The 15385-nt window shown below is 72.0% G+C and carries 14 protein-coding genes; 3 read left to right on the forward strand and 11 right to left on the reverse strand.

Annotation, left to right across the window (positions count from 1 at the left end; all coding sequences use genetic code 11):
- Positions 1-50: 50 nt before the first annotated feature.
- Positions 51-2543 (reverse strand): DNA helicase PcrA, encoded by a 2493-nt coding sequence (gene pcrA / locus RM609_RS16595; RefSeq protein ID WP_311611646.1) that lies wholly within the window; start codon positions 2541-2543, stop codon positions 51-53.
- 115 nt (positions 2544-2658) lie between these two features.
- Positions 2659-3012, reverse strand: a complete 354-nt coding sequence (locus tag RM609_RS16600) for a hypothetical protein (RefSeq protein WP_311611648.1) — start codon at positions 3010-3012, stop codon at positions 2659-2661.
- A 280-nt stretch (positions 3013-3292) separates the two neighbouring features.
- On the opposite strand from RM609_RS16600, the gene RM609_RS16605 reads away from it, so the two are divergent.
- Entirely contained in the window at positions 3293-4366 is a 1074-nt protein-coding gene (locus tag RM609_RS16605; protein ID WP_311611650.1) for a C40 family peptidase, read from the forward strand.
- 36 nt (positions 4367-4402) lie between these two features.
- On the opposite strand, the gene RM609_RS16610 is transcribed toward RM609_RS16605, so the two are convergent.
- From RM609_RS16610 to RM609_RS16625, 4 genes are all read right to left on the reverse strand, one after another.
- Complete coding sequence (locus tag RM609_RS16610) at positions 4403-5518, reverse strand: alpha/beta hydrolase (RefSeq protein ID WP_311611651.1); 1116 nt, start codon at positions 5516-5518, stop codon at positions 4403-4405.
- 101 nt (positions 5519-5619) lie between these two features.
- On the reverse strand, positions 5620-6315 hold the full coding sequence (locus RM609_RS16615) for a LuxR C-terminal-related transcriptional regulator (protein WP_311611652.1): 696 nt from the start codon (positions 6313-6315) through the stop codon (positions 5620-5622).
- Positions 6312-7586: a PspC domain-containing protein gene (locus RM609_RS16620; protein WP_311611653.1), complete on the reverse strand. Its 1275-nt coding sequence runs from the start codon at positions 7584-7586 to the stop codon at positions 6312-6314. The genes RM609_RS16615 and RM609_RS16620 overlap by 4 nt, the downstream gene beginning before the upstream one ends.
- 115 nt (positions 7587-7701) lie before the next feature.
- Entirely contained in the window at positions 7702-9489 is a 1788-nt protein-coding gene (locus RM609_RS16625; protein ID WP_438828458.1) for a serine/threonine-protein kinase, read from the reverse strand.
- A gap of 87 nt (positions 9490-9576) precedes the next feature.
- Between RM609_RS16625 and RM609_RS16630 the strand changes: the two genes are divergently transcribed.
- Complete coding sequence (locus RM609_RS16630) at positions 9577-11061, forward strand: PspC domain-containing protein (RefSeq protein WP_311611656.1); 1485 nt, start codon at positions 9577-9579, stop codon at positions 11059-11061.
- Entirely contained in the window at positions 11048-11284 is a 237-nt protein-coding gene (locus RM609_RS16635) for a hypothetical protein (RefSeq protein WP_311611658.1), read from the forward strand. The genes RM609_RS16630 and RM609_RS16635 overlap by 14 nt, the downstream gene beginning before the upstream one ends.
- Here the strand turns inward: RM609_RS16635 and RM609_RS16640 are convergent.
- The 5 genes from RM609_RS16640 to RM609_RS16660 form a co-directional block, all read right to left on the reverse strand.
- Complete coding sequence (locus tag RM609_RS16640; protein ID WP_311611659.1) at positions 11247-11810, reverse strand: DoxX family protein; 564 nt, start codon at positions 11808-11810, stop codon at positions 11247-11249. The two genes, RM609_RS16635 and RM609_RS16640, sit on opposite strands and share 38 nt — an antisense overlap.
- A 171-nt stretch (positions 11811-11981) precedes the next feature.
- Complete coding sequence (locus tag RM609_RS16645; RefSeq protein ID WP_311611660.1) at positions 11982-13007, reverse strand: L,D-transpeptidase; 1026 nt, start codon at positions 13005-13007, stop codon at positions 11982-11984.
- A gap of 188 nt (positions 13008-13195) precedes the next feature.
- The gene (locus RM609_RS16650) at positions 13196-13996 is read right to left on the reverse strand and encodes a class II aldolase/adducin family protein (RefSeq protein ID WP_311611661.1); all 801 of its coding nucleotides are present in this window, start codon (positions 13994-13996) and stop codon (positions 13196-13198) included.
- A gap of 86 nt (positions 13997-14082) precedes the next feature.
- Positions 14083-14667 carry a Uma2 family endonuclease gene (locus RM609_RS16655; protein ID WP_311611662.1) on the reverse strand — a complete coding sequence of 195 codons (585 nt, stop codon included), beginning with the start codon at positions 14665-14667 and terminating at the stop codon, positions 14083-14085.
- 106 nt (positions 14668-14773) lie between these two features.
- Positions 14774-15331 carry a carboxymuconolactone decarboxylase family protein gene (locus RM609_RS16660; protein ID WP_311611664.1) on the reverse strand — a complete coding sequence of 186 codons (558 nt, stop codon included), beginning with the start codon at positions 15329-15331 and terminating at the stop codon, positions 14774-14776.
- Between the last annotated feature and the right edge of the window lie 54 nt (positions 15332-15385).

The following is a 15385-nucleotide window of genomic DNA, read 5'->3' on the forward strand; positions in this document are numbered from 1 at the left end:
CGCGGGGAACTGCGCGCTCAGCCACAACCGGCCCGCAGCCAAGCGGAACGCTAAAGCTTCTCCACCGGCGCATAGCGCAGCAGCAAGCGCTTCGGCTTCTCACCGCCGAAGTCGATCGACGCCTCCGCGTTGTCACCGCTGCCCTTGACCGCCACGACCGTGCCCAGCCCGAACGAGTCGTGCGTGACCCGGTCGCCGATGGCCAGCGCCACGACGTCGCGTTCCTTGGCCCGCCGGGTGGCGAAGCCGCTCGACGCCGCCTTGCCACCGCGCGCGGAGCCGAAGCCGGACGAGAACCCGGACGTGATGCCCGACGAGCCCGACCGGGACGACCCCGCGCCCAGCGAGGACGCCGACGGCGTCGCGGGCCCGGTGCGGCGCCACGTCAGGTGCTGCTCCGGGATCTCCTCCAGGAACCGCGACGGCGGGTTGTACGCGGGCTGGCCCCAGGCGCTGCGCATGCTCGCCCGGGTCAGGTACAGCCGCTCGCGGGCGCGGGTGATGCCCACGTAGGCGAGCCGCCGCTCCTCCTCCAGCTCCTTGGCCTGGCCGAGGGCCCTCATGTGCGGAAAGACGCCGTCCTCCATGCCGGTGAGGAAGACGACCGGGAACTCCAGGCCCTTCGCGGTGTGGAGGGTCATCAGCGTGATGACGCCGGTGCCCTCCGTGTCCTCGTCGGGGATCTGGTCGGAGTCGGCGACGAGCGCGACCTTCTCCAGGAATTCGGCGAGCGTGCCGGGGTTCTCGGCGCCCTCTTCGGACGCTCGCTCCTGCTCGAACTCCAGGGCGACGGCGGCGAGCTCCTGGAGGTTCTCCACGCGGGTCTCGTCCTGGGGGTCCGTGGACGCCTGGAGCTCGGCGAGATAGCCCGTGCGCTCCAGGACCGCCTCCAGGACGGTCGCGGGGCCCGCACCGGACTCGACGACCGTGCGGAGCTCCTCCAGCAGGACGTTGAAGCGCTTGACCGCGTTCGCCGAGCGGGCGGCCATGCCGTAGGCCTCGTCGACGCGGCGCAGGGCCTGCGCGAAGCTGACCTTCTCCCGGAGCGCCAGCGCCTCGATCATGGCCTCGGCGCGCTCGCCGATGCCGCGCTTGGGCACGTTGAGGATGCGCCGCAGCGGCACGGTGTCCTCGGGGTTGGCCAGCACCCGCAGATAGGCCAGGACGTCCCGGACCTCCTTGCGCTCGTAGAAGCGCACTCCGCCGACGACCTTGTAGGGCAGGCCGACGCGGATGAAGATCTCTTCGAAGACACGGGACTGGGCGTTGGTGCGGTAGAAGACGGCGACGTCCCCCGCCTTGGCGTCGCCCGCGTCCGTCAGCCGGTCGATCTCGTCGGCGACGAACTGCGCCTCGTCGTGCTCGGTGTCGGCGACGTAGCCGGTGATGGTGCTGCCCGCGCCGGCCTGCGTCCACAGGTTCTTGGGGCGGCGGTTCTGGTTGCGCTCGATGACCGCGTTGGCCGCGCTGAGGATCGTCTGCGTGGAGCGGTAGTTCTGCTCCAGCAGGATCGTGGTGGCGTCCGGGTAGTCCTCCTCGAACTGGAGGATGTTGCGGATGGTGGCACCGCGGAAGGCGTAGATCGACTGGTCGGCGTCACCGACGACGCACAGCTCGCCGACGCCCTCCTCGCCCGCCGTCTCCGGCGTGCCCACGAGCTCGCGCACCAGCGTGTACTGGGCGTGGTTGGTGTCCTGGTACTCGTCGACCAGGACGTGCCGGAAGCGGCGGCGGTAGTGCTCGGCCACGTCCGGGAACGCCTGGAGGAGGTGGACGGTGGTCATGATGATGTCGTCGAAGTCCAGGGCGTTGGCCTCGCGCAGCCGCGCCTGGTACATCGTGTACGCCTCGGCGAGCGTCTTCTCGAAGCCGTCCGCGGCCTTCGCCGCGAAGGCCTCCTCGTCGATGAGCTCGTTCTTGAGGTTGGAGATCTTCGCGCTGAAGGACTTCGGCGGGAACTTCTTCGGGTCGAGGTCGAGGTCCCGGCAGACGAGCGCCATGAGGCGCTTGGAGTCGGCCGCGTCGTAGATCGAGAAGGAGGACGTGAAGCCCAGCTTCTTGCTCTCGCGGCGCAGGATCCGCACGCACGCGCTGTGGAAGGTCATGACCCACATGGCGTTGGCGCGGGGGCCGACGAGCTGCTCGACGCGCTCCTTCATCTCGCCGGCGGCCTTGTTGGTGAAGGTGATCGCGAGGATCTGTCCCGGGTGCACATGGCGTGCGCCCAGGAGGTACGCGATGCGGTGGGTGAGCACCCGGGTCTTGCCGGAGCCGGCGCCCGCGACGATCAGCAGCGGGGAGCCCGTGTGCACGACGGCCTCGCGCTGCTGGTCGTTCATCCCCTCCAGCAGCGCGGTGGGGTCCACGACGGGCCGGGCGGCGCCGTCGCGGTAGAACGCCTCCCTGGGTACGGGCGCGTCGAAGGCACCGCCGAAGAGGTCGTCCGGCAAGGGCTCCGGAGCCGTGTCCTCCGGAGGCGGAGGGGGCTCCTCCTCGGCAGGGGCCAGGTCCGCCAGGAAGCTGTCGTCAAAGAGGCTGCTCATCGCCTCCCGAGTCTAGGCCGCCCCACCGACAGCCGAGCCGGGATCCGCCCGACAGTGGCCAGCCCCACAGCCCACGCCGATCGGTGGCATCCCGCGCCGATCGGCGGCACGGGGGTCAGATCCAGAGCACCGCGATGAAGATGTTCGCCGCCGTCAGCGCGCCCACCGTGCCGAACGCGGCGGCCTCGACCTTCTCCTCGTCCCGCTTCACATAGACCAGGCCCAGGATCACGACGAGCAGGGCGAGCTTCACGCCGATCTTCACGGTGTTGACCGTGTCGCCCTGGCCCTGGTGGAGACCGACCAGCGCGACGCCCGTGACCAGCATCGTCAGCGCGCCGTGCAGCATCGCCGGCACCATGCGGGCCTCGCCCTTGCCCATCGCCTTCATCTGCGTGAGGAACCCGCCGAGCAGGGAGGCGATGCCGATGATGTGGAGGCCGACGACGGCGTGAATGAGAACGTCCATGGGCACCGACCCTAGCCGGGGCCATAGCACCGCTCCGCGCCGAGGTGGGGCAGGGACACCACCTCGGTCAGTCCCCGGCACCGTCCTTCCCAGTCAGCAGGGACGGCCCGCCAGGTGCGATCGCCAAACAGCCGATTCAGGGCAATAGCGGTCATGGCCGTTTCCCGGTGATCCCGAGGTTTAGCGTCCTCCTCCAGACGGCGGTGGCCCGCCCTCACCCCCCCCTCGTGCGGGCCACCGCCGCGCCCCCCCTGCCGGACGGAAGGAAGTGACGGCCGCCGTGGCCACGCACCGAAAGCCCAAGCAGCACCCTCTCGCCGGCAGCACCGCCCGTACCGCGGCCACCCTCGCCCTGGCGGGCGCGGCCACCGCCACCGCGCTCGAGGGCACCGGCCATGCCGCCCCCGCGCCCACCCCCGCGCAGGCCAGGGCCCAGGTGGCTCGGTACTACCAGCAGGCCGAGGTCGCCACCGAGCAGTACAACGGGGTCAAGGAGCGCTCGGACCGCGCCCGCTCGGTGCTCGACGGGCTCCAGGACGAGGCCGCCCGCAAGACCGAGCGCCTCAACGCCGCCCGCAACGCGCTGGGCTCCTTCGCCGCCGCCCAGTACCGGGGCGGCTCGATGCCCACGAGCATGCGGCTGCTGCTGTCGACCAGCCCGGACCGCTTCCTGGAGAACGCCTCGCTGGCCGACCGCGCGGGCCAGGGGCAGGCCGCCGCGATCTCCCGGGTCCGTCGGGAGCTGCTGGACGTCCGGCGGGTGCGGACGACGGCGGAGGCGCGGCTCGCCGAGATCCGGCGCGAGGAGAGCGCGCTCGCCGCGCACAAGCGCACCATCGAGGCCAAGCTGGACCGGGCCCGGCAGCTGCTGAGCGAGCTGCCCGCCGAGGAGGCCACCGCGATCCGTACGGACTCCGGCACGGGCGTGGCGAAGGCGGCGGACACCGCGAAGGAGTCCGTCGCGACCGGCTCGGAGGCGGTCGGCGAGGTGGCCCGCGCGGTGTCGGGCCGTGCGGCGCGGGCGGTGGCCTTCGCGTACTCCGCGCTCGGCAAGCCGTACGAGTGGGGGGCGACCGGCCCGTCGGCCTTCGACTGCTCGGGGCTCACCCAGGCCGCGTGGCAGGCGGCGGGGGTGTCCCTGCCGCGCACCACCTACACCCAGATCAACGCCGGGCGGCGGGTCTCCCGGGACCGGCTCGCCCCGGGCGACCTGGTGTTCTTCTACTCCGGGATCAGCCACGTCGGCCTCTACGTCGGCGACGGCAAGATGATCCACGCCCCGCATCCGGGGGCCCCGGTGCGGGTCGCGCCGGTCGACGAGATGCCGTTCGCGGGGGCGACGCGGCCGGCGTGAGGCCCCGGGTCGTACTGCTGTACGGCCGCATACGGGCTAGTGGGCCACCTGCTTGGTCAGCCACTTGAAGACGTCCGGGACCTGCCGCTTCCAGACGGCCGTGCCGTGGCCGCCCGCGCCCGCCGGCACCAGGACGGTCTGTACGGTCGTCGGCGGCTTGGCCGCCTGCTTGAGCGCCTGCCCGCCCTGGTAGCCGTCGGCCTCGGCGCCGGAGACGAAGAGCGCCACCTTGGGCGGGGTCGCGGCGTGCTGGAGGATCTTCAGCGGGTTGTTGGCCTCGCGCAGTTCCGGGGTCTTCGCGGTGAGCGCGCCGGGCTCGCCGGCGGGGTCGTTGTAGCCGGACAGGCTCACGCCCGCGCGGTAGCGGTCGGGGTGCGCGACGGCCAGCTTGGCGGCGCAGTGGGCGCCCGCGGAGTAGCCGGCGACGGCCCAGCCGTCGGCCCGGTCGTCGGCGCGGAAGGTGTCGGTGACCATCTTGCGGACGTCGACGCTGAGCCAGGTGTCGGCGTTGACCTTGCCGGGAATGTTGGCGCAGCCGGTGTCGGTGTCGCCGAGGAGGGTGGTGCGCGGCGCCACGATGATGAAGGGGGCCACCTCGCCCCGCTGCATCATGGGCTTGAGCTGGGTGTTCACCTCAAGGGTGCCGAACCAGGCCTTCGCCGAGCCGGGGAAGCCGGGCAGCACCTCGACCACGGGGAACTTCTTGTCCTTGTACGCGGGGTCGTCGTACTGCGGGGGCAGCCAGACGTAGACCTCGCCCTCCACGCCGGATATGTGGCCCTTGAGCTCGGTCTCCAGGACACCGGGGCCCATGCGCTTGTCGGCGGTGGGCTTGAACTTGGCGACCGTCCTCGGCGCCTGGTCGGCCGGCTTGCCGCCGGTGCCGTCCGGGCCGAGGTCGGCGGCCGCCCTGACGTGGTCGCCGGTGCCGAGGAGATCGGCCCAGGTGTCGAAGAGACCGTTGCTGTTGTTGACGATCACGAAGACCATCACGATCGCCGTGGCCTGCGCGAACAGCAGCATCAGGAAGCGCGTCGCGTGCCGGACGGGCCGCGGCCCGCCTATTCGGCCCCAGAGGCCGAGCGGCAGCGCCAGGGCCACCACGACCAGGGCGATCGTGATCAGGAGGAAGGGGGTCCCCGTCAGGCTCATCGGATCATCGGGCTCTCGTTCGCGGTGCTGTTCCTGTCGCCAGTGACTAGATGGCGAGGAACTCCGCGAGGTTCCGCCGATGGCCGCCCGACGGGCGGAGGTCACACCAGGCGGCGTGCCGTCGCCCAGCGTGTCAGCTCGTGCCGGTTGGACAGCTGGAGCTTGCGCAGCACCGCCGAGACATGCGATTCCACGGTCTTCACGGAGATGAAGAGCTGCTTGGCGATCTCCTTGTAGGCGTAGCCGCGCGCGATCAGCCGCAGCACCTCGCGCTCGCGCTGGGTCAGCCGGTCGAGGTCCTCGTCGACGGGCGGGGCGTCCGTGGAGGCGAAGGCGTCGAGGACGAAGCCGGCCAGGCGGGGCGAGAAGACCGCGTCGCCGTCCTTGATCCGGAAGATGGCGTCGACCAGATCACCGCCGGTGATCGTCTTGGTGACGTAGCCGCGGGCGCCGCCCCGGATGACGCCGATGACGTCCTCGGCGGCGTCGGAGACGGACAGCGCGAGGAAGCGGACCGGGCTCTCCTGGCCGGTCATCAGCGAGGCGCAGCGGCGCAGCACCTCGACTCCGCCGCCACCGGGCAGGTGGACGTCCAGCAGCACCACCTCGGGGCGGGTCGCTGTGATCACCGTGACCGCCTGGTCGACGTCGGCGGCCTCGCCGACCACCTCGACGCCCGTACGGTCGGTGGCCCCGATCTCGGCCTGCACGCCCGTCCGGAACATCCGGTGGTCGTCGACCAGCACGACCCGGACGTGGCGCTCCGCCGTCTCCCCTGCCGTCTGCTCGGTCGTCATCCGTTCTCCGCCCTCTCCATCTCCAGCTCCCATTCCGTCCCCCCGCCGGGCGCGGGTCGCACGCGAGCGGTGCCGCCGTTGCGCTGCATCCGGCCGATGATGGACTCCCGGACGCCCATCCGGTCCTCCGGTACCGCGTCCAGGTCGAAACCGGGGCCGCGGTCGCGCACCGAGATGAAGACCGTACGCCCCTCGACCTCCGCGTACACCTGCACGGCTCCGCCTTCGCCACCGTACTTGGCCGCGTTGACCATGGCCTCACGGGCCGCCTGGAGCTGGGCGTCGAGCCGGTCGTCGAGGGGGCAGTCGCCGACCACGACGACCTCGATGGGCACCCCGTGGTGGTCCTCGACGCGGGCGGCGGTGTCCCGGACGGCTTCGCCGAGGGTGCTGGGCCCCTCGGCCTCCTCCTTGCCTCGGCCCTCGGGGTCGTAGAGCCAGTTGCGCAGCTCGCGCTCCTGGGCACGGGCGAGCCGGGCGACCTCGCGGGAGTCCTCGGCGTTGCGCTGGATGAGGGTGAGCGTGTGGAGGACGGAGTCGTGGACGTGGGCGGCGACCTCGGCGCGCTCCTGGGCCCGGATGCGCATGGTCCGCTCGGCGGAGAGGTCCTGGGCCATCCGGACGACCGAGGGCCCTGCCAGCAGCGCGATGCCGACCACCATGGCGAGCGACGCCTGGAGGACCGTCCCCAAGTGCTCGACGGAGCCCTGGAGGACGACGACACCGGTGGCGCCCACGCCGACCAGCACCACGCCCGCGCCCGCCCGCGCGAGGGGCAGGACACGCTTGCGACGGCCTACCTCCACCCAGTGGGCACGGCGGGCGTTGTCGGCCTGGCGCCAGACGAGGGCGACGCCCGCGCCGATCAGCACGAGAGGCACGAGGTAGGCGTTGGCACGGCCGAGATGGAGACGGTCGAGAAAGACGACGGCGCTGACGACGAGCGCGACAAGAGCGGCGACCTGCCCCCGGTCGGGCTTGCGGGCGAGCAGCCTGCGGTGCCCGTCGGCGGAGACGGAGACCTCCGCGAACGGCCGGCGCGGCGCCTCGACACCGCCGACGCCGAGCGGCACGACGAACCAGAACACCGCGTAGAGCAGCGCGCCCATCCCCTGAGCCATCATCAGCGCCACGAACACCAGCCGCACCCAGGCCACCGGCACGCCCAGATGCCCGGCGAGCCCGCGCGCCACGCCACCGAGCATCCGCCCTTCGTCGCTGCGGTAGAGCTTGCGCAGGGGCGGGCCGTCGGGGTGCGGAGCGGTGGTCATGCACTGATCGTCACATGGTCGGCCCCGCGCGGACATCAGGGTCGACCCTGACGGGACCCGGGGATTACCGAGGGTGACGGGAGGTCAGGTCCGGCCCGGTCCGGCCGGGCCCCGGTCAGGGCTGCTCCCCCGTGCGGAATCCCTCGCGGACCACGTCGAACACGGGCCGGTGGCGCTCCCAGTCGGCCTTCGGCGCGGACAGGTAGATGGCGTACTCGGCGCCGCCCTCGCGGCCGAAGCCCAGGTCGACCGCCTGGAAGTCCCGGACCCGGCCGGACCAGGTGAACTCCCAGATCGCCGCCGGTTCGTCGCGGAAGGTCGTCTCCTGGAGCCGGCCCCGGCGGTAGTTCCGGATCTCCGAGGAGGCCTTGAGCTGCTGCTCGACGTCCTTCCAGTGCTGGACGTGGTCGCGGCCCGCGAAGTCCAGGACGTTGATCTTGAGGCCGACGAGCCCGGTCCGGTCGATGTAGTCGACCTCGCGGGAGGACTTCTCCTGCCGGGTCCAGCCGTCGGGGACGGGGAAGGAGACGCCGAGCCGCTTCTCCTCGACGAGATGGTAGCCCTGGGGAACGGGCGGGTAGGTCGGCGGCGGCTTCGGCGTGGGGGTGGCGCTACGGGCCGGGGCCGGGGCCGGGGTGGTGTCGGGCCGCTCGGCGGAATTGTCCTCGCCGCCGCCCTGGGTGAGGACGTACACGCAGGCGGCGAGGGCGCCCGCGACGACGGTCGCGGCGGCCGCCCACCACCAGCGGGCCGCCCGGCGGCGGGGCTTGGCGGGGGCGGGCGCGGTGGACGAAGGCGCGGTGGACGAGGGCGGGACGGCGGGTGCGGCGGTCGTCGGCGCCGTCGCCGTGGCGTCCGGCCGGGGGGCGGGGACGGGAGCGGGGGTTGGGGCATCGGCGGCTTCCGCGCCGGTCAGCTGCTCGGCGGGCGGGGCGGCGGCCGGCTCCGGGCCGGACGGGGCCGGGCGGGGCGCCGGGGGCACCGGGGGCGTGGCGAGTCCGTGGGGCGCCTGATGGGTGGCCGTGGCGGCCTCGGCCGCCGGCTCCCGGAGGATCTGCTCGACCAGCTCGGCCGGGGGCCGCAGGGCCGGGTCCTTGGCCAGCAGCGTCTCGATCAGCTTGGTCAGCGGCCCCGCGTGCCGCGGCGGCACCAGCGGGTCCATGGCGATGGCGTACGCCGTCTCGACGGCGGTGTCCCGCCGGAACGGCGGCCGGCCCTCCAGGGCCTGATAGAGCGTGGCGCCGAGCGCCCACAGATCGGAGGCCGGTCCAGGCTTGGCGCCCTTGACGCGTTCAGGGGCGATGTAGTCGATCGAGCCGACCATCTCGCCAGTCTTGGTGAGGGTGGAGGTGCCGGTGGACTGGGCGATGCCGAAGTCGGTGAGGACGACCCGCCCGTCGTACCCGAGAAGGACGTTGCCGGGCTTCACGTCGCGGTGCAGCACCCCGGCCGCGTGCGCGGCGCGCAGCGCGGCGGTCATGCCGCGCCCGATGCGGGCGGCGTCCTCGGGGCCGACCGGGCCGCGCTTGAGGACGTCGCCGAGCGTCGTGGACGGCACGTACTCCATCACGATGCAGGGCAGGCCGCCGTCCTCGACCACATCGTGGACGACGACCACATTGGGGTGGGTGATCCTGGCCGCGCTGCGCGCCTCGCGCCGGGTGCGCTCGTAGAGGGTGGCGAGCTCGTCCTCCTCCAGGCCGGGGTTGACGTGCAAGCGCTTCACCGCGACCTGACGGGCCAGCAGCTCGTCCTGGGCGCGCCAGACGGTGCCCATGCCGCCCCGGCCTATCCGCTCGGCCAGGCGGTACCGGCCGGCGACCAGCCGACCCGCCTCAGGCGCTGCACCGTGCACCGCGCGACCCCCTCCGGTTCCCCCGTCATACGTTCGATGCGCCACCATAACCGGATCGATCTCAGGGGTGATCTCAGGGAACGTCCAGGGTCGGCACGGGTGCCGTACATACATTCCGGTTGACACCATGTCCTTATGACCGACGCGCCACCCACCTCCGAGCCCGCCGCCACCCCGCCGCTGCGGCGCAGCCGTGAGCACAAGCTGATCGCCGGGGTCTGCGGTGGGCTCGGGCGCTGCTTCGACATGGACCCCGTCATCTTCCGGGTGGCGCTCGGCGTGCTGGGCGTCACCGGCGGCCTGGGCCTGATCGTCTACGGCTTCGCCTGGCTGCTGATCCCCCTGGAGGGCGAGGAGGAGAACGAGGCGCGCCGGATGCTCTCCGGGCGTGTCGAGGGCACGGCGCTGACCGCCGTGCTGTGCGCGCTGGTGGGCTCCGGCCTCTTCCTCTCCATGCTCAACAACAGCGGCGTGATGTCCTTCGCTCTGATGCTGATCGTCACCCTGAGCGGCGCCGCGTACTGGTCGCAGCACCGCCGGCTGGCCGAGGCCGGGCCGGAGGACGCCGTGGGGGCGGAGGGCACGGCGACCGGGGCGGCACGGCCCCACAAGGCACTCAAGCCGCACAAGGCCATGGAAGCCCCGCCGGAGACCCAGGCTCCCCCGGCGCCGGGCGCCCCCTCCTGGTGGCGCGACTCCGTCCGGGACTCCGCCCCGGGCGCCCCCGGCACGGGCTATCTCTGGGGCCCGGACCACGACGTCCAGGACTCCACGGCCCCGATCCGGGACCGCGTCGCCAAGTGGGCGCACGGCTGGGCCGGAACGGTCACCGGCACCGGACCGTACGCGGCGGCCGGCCCGGCCCGTGGCGCCAGCCCGGACCCAGCCTCCGAACGCGTCTCCGAGCGCTCCACCGGACCGGCGTCCGGGGCCGGGCTCGGGTCCGGGGGCAGTGCCGGGGCAGGGGCAGGGGCAGGCCAAGGCCCATGGCTGGGCGGCTGGACGTTCCTGCTGGCCCTGGCCGCCTTCGGCCTCGGCACCGGTCTGACCTGGCATCACCGCCCGCTGAACACCTCCCTGGAGTTCGGGCTGGCCGGCGCCCTGGTCGTCTTCGGCCTGGGCATCGCGATCAGCTCCCGGTACGGCCGCACGGGCGGCGGCACGGTCGTCGCGGCCGTGCTCACCGGCGCCCTGCTGACCGGCGCCGCCGCGCTGCCGAAGTCCGTGACCGCCGACTGGTCCCGCACGACCTGGCGCCCGGCGAGCCAGGCCGAGATCCGCGAGCACTATGAACTCGGCACCGGCGTAGGCGTGCTCGACCTGACCGGCGTGCCCTGGTCCGGGTCCGGCGGAGCGGCGCCGTCCGGCGTGAGCGCGGAGGTCGGGGCGGGCAAGCTCCAGGTCGTCCTGCCACAGGACGTCACGGCGGAGCTGAACATCCAGGTCGGCCTGGGCGACATCCAGCTCCCGGGCGAAGGCCCCCAGGACGTCGACGTCCAGCCCGGCGGGCACCGCCGGACCACACTGTCCCCCGGCGCCGGGCACCCCTCGCACGGCACCCTGCGCCTCGAACTCAAGGCCGGCATCGGCCAGGTGGAGGTGATCCGTGGCACGGCATGACTTCGAACCGGGAAGGCTGGTCATCGGCCTGGTTCTGCTGGGCGGCGGCCTGGCCTATCTGGCAGCGGCCGACGGCCGGTGGCACATCCCCTCCTATCTGCTGCTGCCCGTTCTGGCGGGCGGATTCTGCCTGGCGGGCCTGGTCTCCTCCCTCTCCTTCGCCGCACGCCGCCGCCGGGCGCGCCTCACCGACCGCGACGGGCAGCCGGAGCGACTCGGCTGAACGGCACCCCGCCCCGGGCGCGTCCCCTCCGCCGGCCGGCCAGCGCCGCATCCACCGAGAGCAGGGGCGCGCCCGCGAGTATCAGCGGCAGCCAGGCCATCAGATAGACGAGGTCGTTGCCGTAGTAGTAGGGCGTGGCCGCCCAGCTGACGGTCAGCCAGAGGCTGAGCGATATCAGGGCGCCTCCGGCGGCCGCGACCCGCGCGAAGAGCCCCAGGAGGGTGCCCAGGCCCACCGCGAGCTCGCCGAACGCGATCGCGTAACCGAAGCCGACGGGGTTCTTCAGCGCGAGATCCACCAGCCCCGGGAGCGCGGCCGTGCCGCGCACCGACTCCATCAGGGCACCGATGGAGCCCTGCCCGCCGCCGCTCGTCAGAAAGGCGGGGTCGGTGAGCTTGTCGAGGCCCGCGTAGACGAAGGTGATCCCGAGGAAGAGGCGCAGCGGGAGCAGCGCGTAGCGCCCCAGGTCCCCTCGCGCCCTGTACGACGGGCCCGACCCGTATGAGGGGCCCGCCTTGTGTGACATGCCGCCGGCCATCGCCGCCCTCGCCTTCCCTCGCCGTCCCCCACGCGTCGTACTCCGACCATACGTACGGAACGCGCGACGCGTTCAGGCCTGTGGACAACCCCGGCCGGGAACGGCGGGGGTTGTCCACAGGGCTTGCGCTTCATGGGGACGGCGTGGTGGGGATGTGCGTCAGGCTCCGGAGCGGATGCCCAGCGCACTGCCCTCCAGCCACTGCTCCCAGGTCAGGTTCCAGTCGCCGTAGCCGTTGCCGAAGTGGTCCATGGGCTTGGGCTTGGTGCTGCCGGTGACCTGGACGACGTCGCCCTTGAGGGTCAGCTCGTACAGCCACTTGGCGTCGGTGGTGGACATGCCGATGCAGCCGTGGCTGACGTTCTCCTTGCCGAAGGACTCGGCGTTGTCGGGGGCCGCGTGGACGTACTCGCCGCTGATCGTCTCGCGCATGCTGTAGTCGTACGAACCGTAGAAGCCGTCGGGGTGGTTACGCGGGATACCGATGGAGAGCGAGTCCATGACGACGCGGCCCTCCTTGGCGAGGATGGTCTTGACGCCCTCGCGAGTACCGAAGCCCTTCGACTCGTCGCCGCCGCTGACCGGGATGGTGCGCAGGGTCTTGCCGTTGCGGACGACGGTCAGCTTGCGGGTCTTGAGGTCCACGGTGTTCACCATCGCGTCGCCGATGGTGAAGGAGATCGTCCGGTCGCGGTCGGCCGCGGTGCCGTCGGCGAGCTTCACGCCCGCGAGCCGTGCGTCGAGGGTGACCTTGGTGCCGGCGGGCCAGTACTTCTCGGGGCGGAAGTGGACGCGCGTGTCGCCCTTGGACTCGTTCCAGTGCCAGGCGCCGGGGATCTGCGGGGAGGTGGAGACCTTCAGCCGTCCCTCGATGCCGGCCCGCAGTTCCTTGGCGACCTTCTGCTGCTTGAAGACGATCGCGATGGGCTGGCCCACGCCGACCTTCTCGCCGTTGGCCGGGGCGATCTCGGGCCGTGCGACCTTGGCGGCGCCCTTGAGCAGTACGGCCTCCGGGGCGGGCTTCTCCGTGACGGGGGCGGGGCTGGAGGGGGTGGCGGCGGACGAGGCCGGCGCGGAGGACTTCGCGGGCCGCTCCTCGGCCTCGGCGCCACCGCCGCACGCCGTGACGGCCAGCCCGGTCAGGGCGAGGGCGGCGGACAGCCCGACGGCACGGGTGAGGCGCATGGTTCTCCTACCGGTTCATGGCACGACAGAGCCGAGGCGGGCCGCCTCGGCTTCCGACCATCGTAAACAAGGTAAAAGAACTGCAAAGACGCCCAAAAGAACGAGCCACCCCCGCCGAACGGCGGGGGTGGGCGGCCCGGCCGGGCCCTCGATGTGGCCGAGCCGGGCTCAGCCCGGCCCAGTCCGGCTCAGTCCAGCAGGTCCGGCTCACTGCGGGTGATCTGCTGATACAGCGGCTGGTAGTTGATCCACGCCACCAGGTCGCTCCCCAGCTGGTCACGGGTGTGCTCGGCGCTCTTGGGGTCGATGAGCACGGGCTTCCCGGCGGCCTTCGCCGCCAGCTGCACCTGGCAGGACCGTTCCATCGTGATGAACCACCACGCGGCCGCGTCCACCGAGTCGCCGACGGTCAGCAGCCCGTGATTGCGGAGGATCACCGCCTTGTGCGGCCCGAGGGCGGAGGCGATGCGCCGCCCCTCCTCCTCGTCCACCACGACGCCCGTGTAGTCGTCGAAGAGCGCGTGATCCTGGTAGAACGCGCAGACGTCCTGGGTGATCGGCTCCAGCAGCTCCCCCAAGGTCGACATCGCGCGCCCGTAGGTGGAGTGGCTGTGCGCGGCGGCGACGACGTCGGGGCGGGCACGGTGGATCTGCGAGTGGATCGCGAAGGCCGCCTGATTGACGTGGTGGCGGCCCTGGACGACCTGCCCCTTGTGGTTCACCAGGATCAGGTCGCCGACGGTGATGTGCTTGAAGGACATGCCGAACGGATTGACCCAGAAGTGATCGGTGAACTCCGGGTCCCGCGCGGTGATGTGTCCCGCGACGCCCTCCTCGAACCCGAACCGCCCGAACAGCCGCAACGCGGCGGCCAGCCGCTCCTTGCGGTACCGCCGCTCGTCCTCGACGGAGTCATGCTTGGGGGGCATGGCGAAGTGGAGCTGGTCGGTGGGGATGGGGGCGGGGGCGCTGGCACTGGCCTCGGGCATGACGGGCCTCCTCCGTTATCCATGACTGTGGCACGGAAGCTACCGCCGGGTATAGGAGGAGGCCAGGGTTTGTGCGTCAGCCCGCGCTAGAACTGGTCGATCTCCGTCAGATCGATGTCGATGTCGAAGGGGACCGCGAGCTTGAGCGTGTCCCGGTAGGTGCCCATCGGCACGTACGCACGCGCCTCCTTGTCGAGCTCGAAGACCTCGACGACCGGCCGCTCGTCTGTACTGGCCATCTCAACTCGCCAGAAGTGGGGGATGCCTGCGGCCGCGTACTTGTGCGGCTTGGTGTCGCGATCCCTGGACTCGGAGCTCGGGGATACCACCTCGACCGCCAACAGCACATCCCTGACTTGGTAGTAGGTCTGCTTCGTACTCCGTACCGCCCCGGCCCGGAGGACACAGACGTCCGGCTCCGGACCATTTCGATTGTCGATCACTACCACCATCTCGCGCCGGACCTTGAGCTCGGGCGGCACAGTGCGTCGCAGACCACTCGCCAGCAGGTCGATCACGATGCTGTGAAAGTCACGCTGCGGACTCACGAAAACCAGGCTCCCGTCGATCAACTCCGTGTGCGGCGGGAGGTCGGGCAGCGTCAGCAGGTCGTCCACGGTGTACCCGTCCTGCGGCGGCACCGGCCAGTGGTGCACGGGCTCAGCGGTCATGGTTCCTCCCATGGACGGGATTCTCGGCCGTACGGTCAGCGTACCCACCGCAAACTTCGGCGCCGCCACCCAAACGAATGAGCGACGGCACCGACGTGCGACCAGGTCAAGCGCGTCGCGCCCCCGGCCCGTTCGCGTAGCCGTGGGCGACGACCCGGTCCGCCATCTGCCGCCCGTACGACGCCGGGTCCGCCGGAAGGGGAGCAGCCAGGCCGTCCACGTAGCGGTTGTACATGCAGAACGCCGCCGCGATCAGCACCGTGTCGTGGATCTCCACATCCGTGGCGCCCGCCTTGCGGGCGGCGGCCACGGCCTCCTCGGTGACTTCCTTGCCCCCCTTGCGGACAAGGCCGGCGATGGCGAGCAGAGCGCCGATCTTCTCCGGGAGGCCGGAGAAGTCGTGGTCGTCCAGGACGCGACGGACGGCCGGCATGCCGCCCTCCAGTTCGCGGGCGGCGACTTCGGAGTGGCCGCCGGTGCAGAAGGCACAGCCGTTGCCGTGCGAGACATAGGAGGCGATCAGTTCGCGCTCGCCCCGGGAGAGCGGGCCGGGGGTGCGGAGCAGGGCGTCCGCCAGGTCGTTCAGCGGAGCGGCGGTCTCCGGGCGGAACCGCATCAGGCCGATGATCCCGGGCGCGTCGTTCCCCACGTCTATGTGCGGCACAACGTCTCCTCTCACTGGCGTGGATCCACCAGCATTCCGCACTGGAAGCACGAC

The sequence above is a fragment of the Streptomyces hesseae genome, from assembly GCF_031845785.1.
GTDB classification, from domain to species: Bacteria; Actinomycetota; Actinomycetes; order Streptomycetales; family Streptomycetaceae; genus Streptomyces; species Streptomyces hesseae.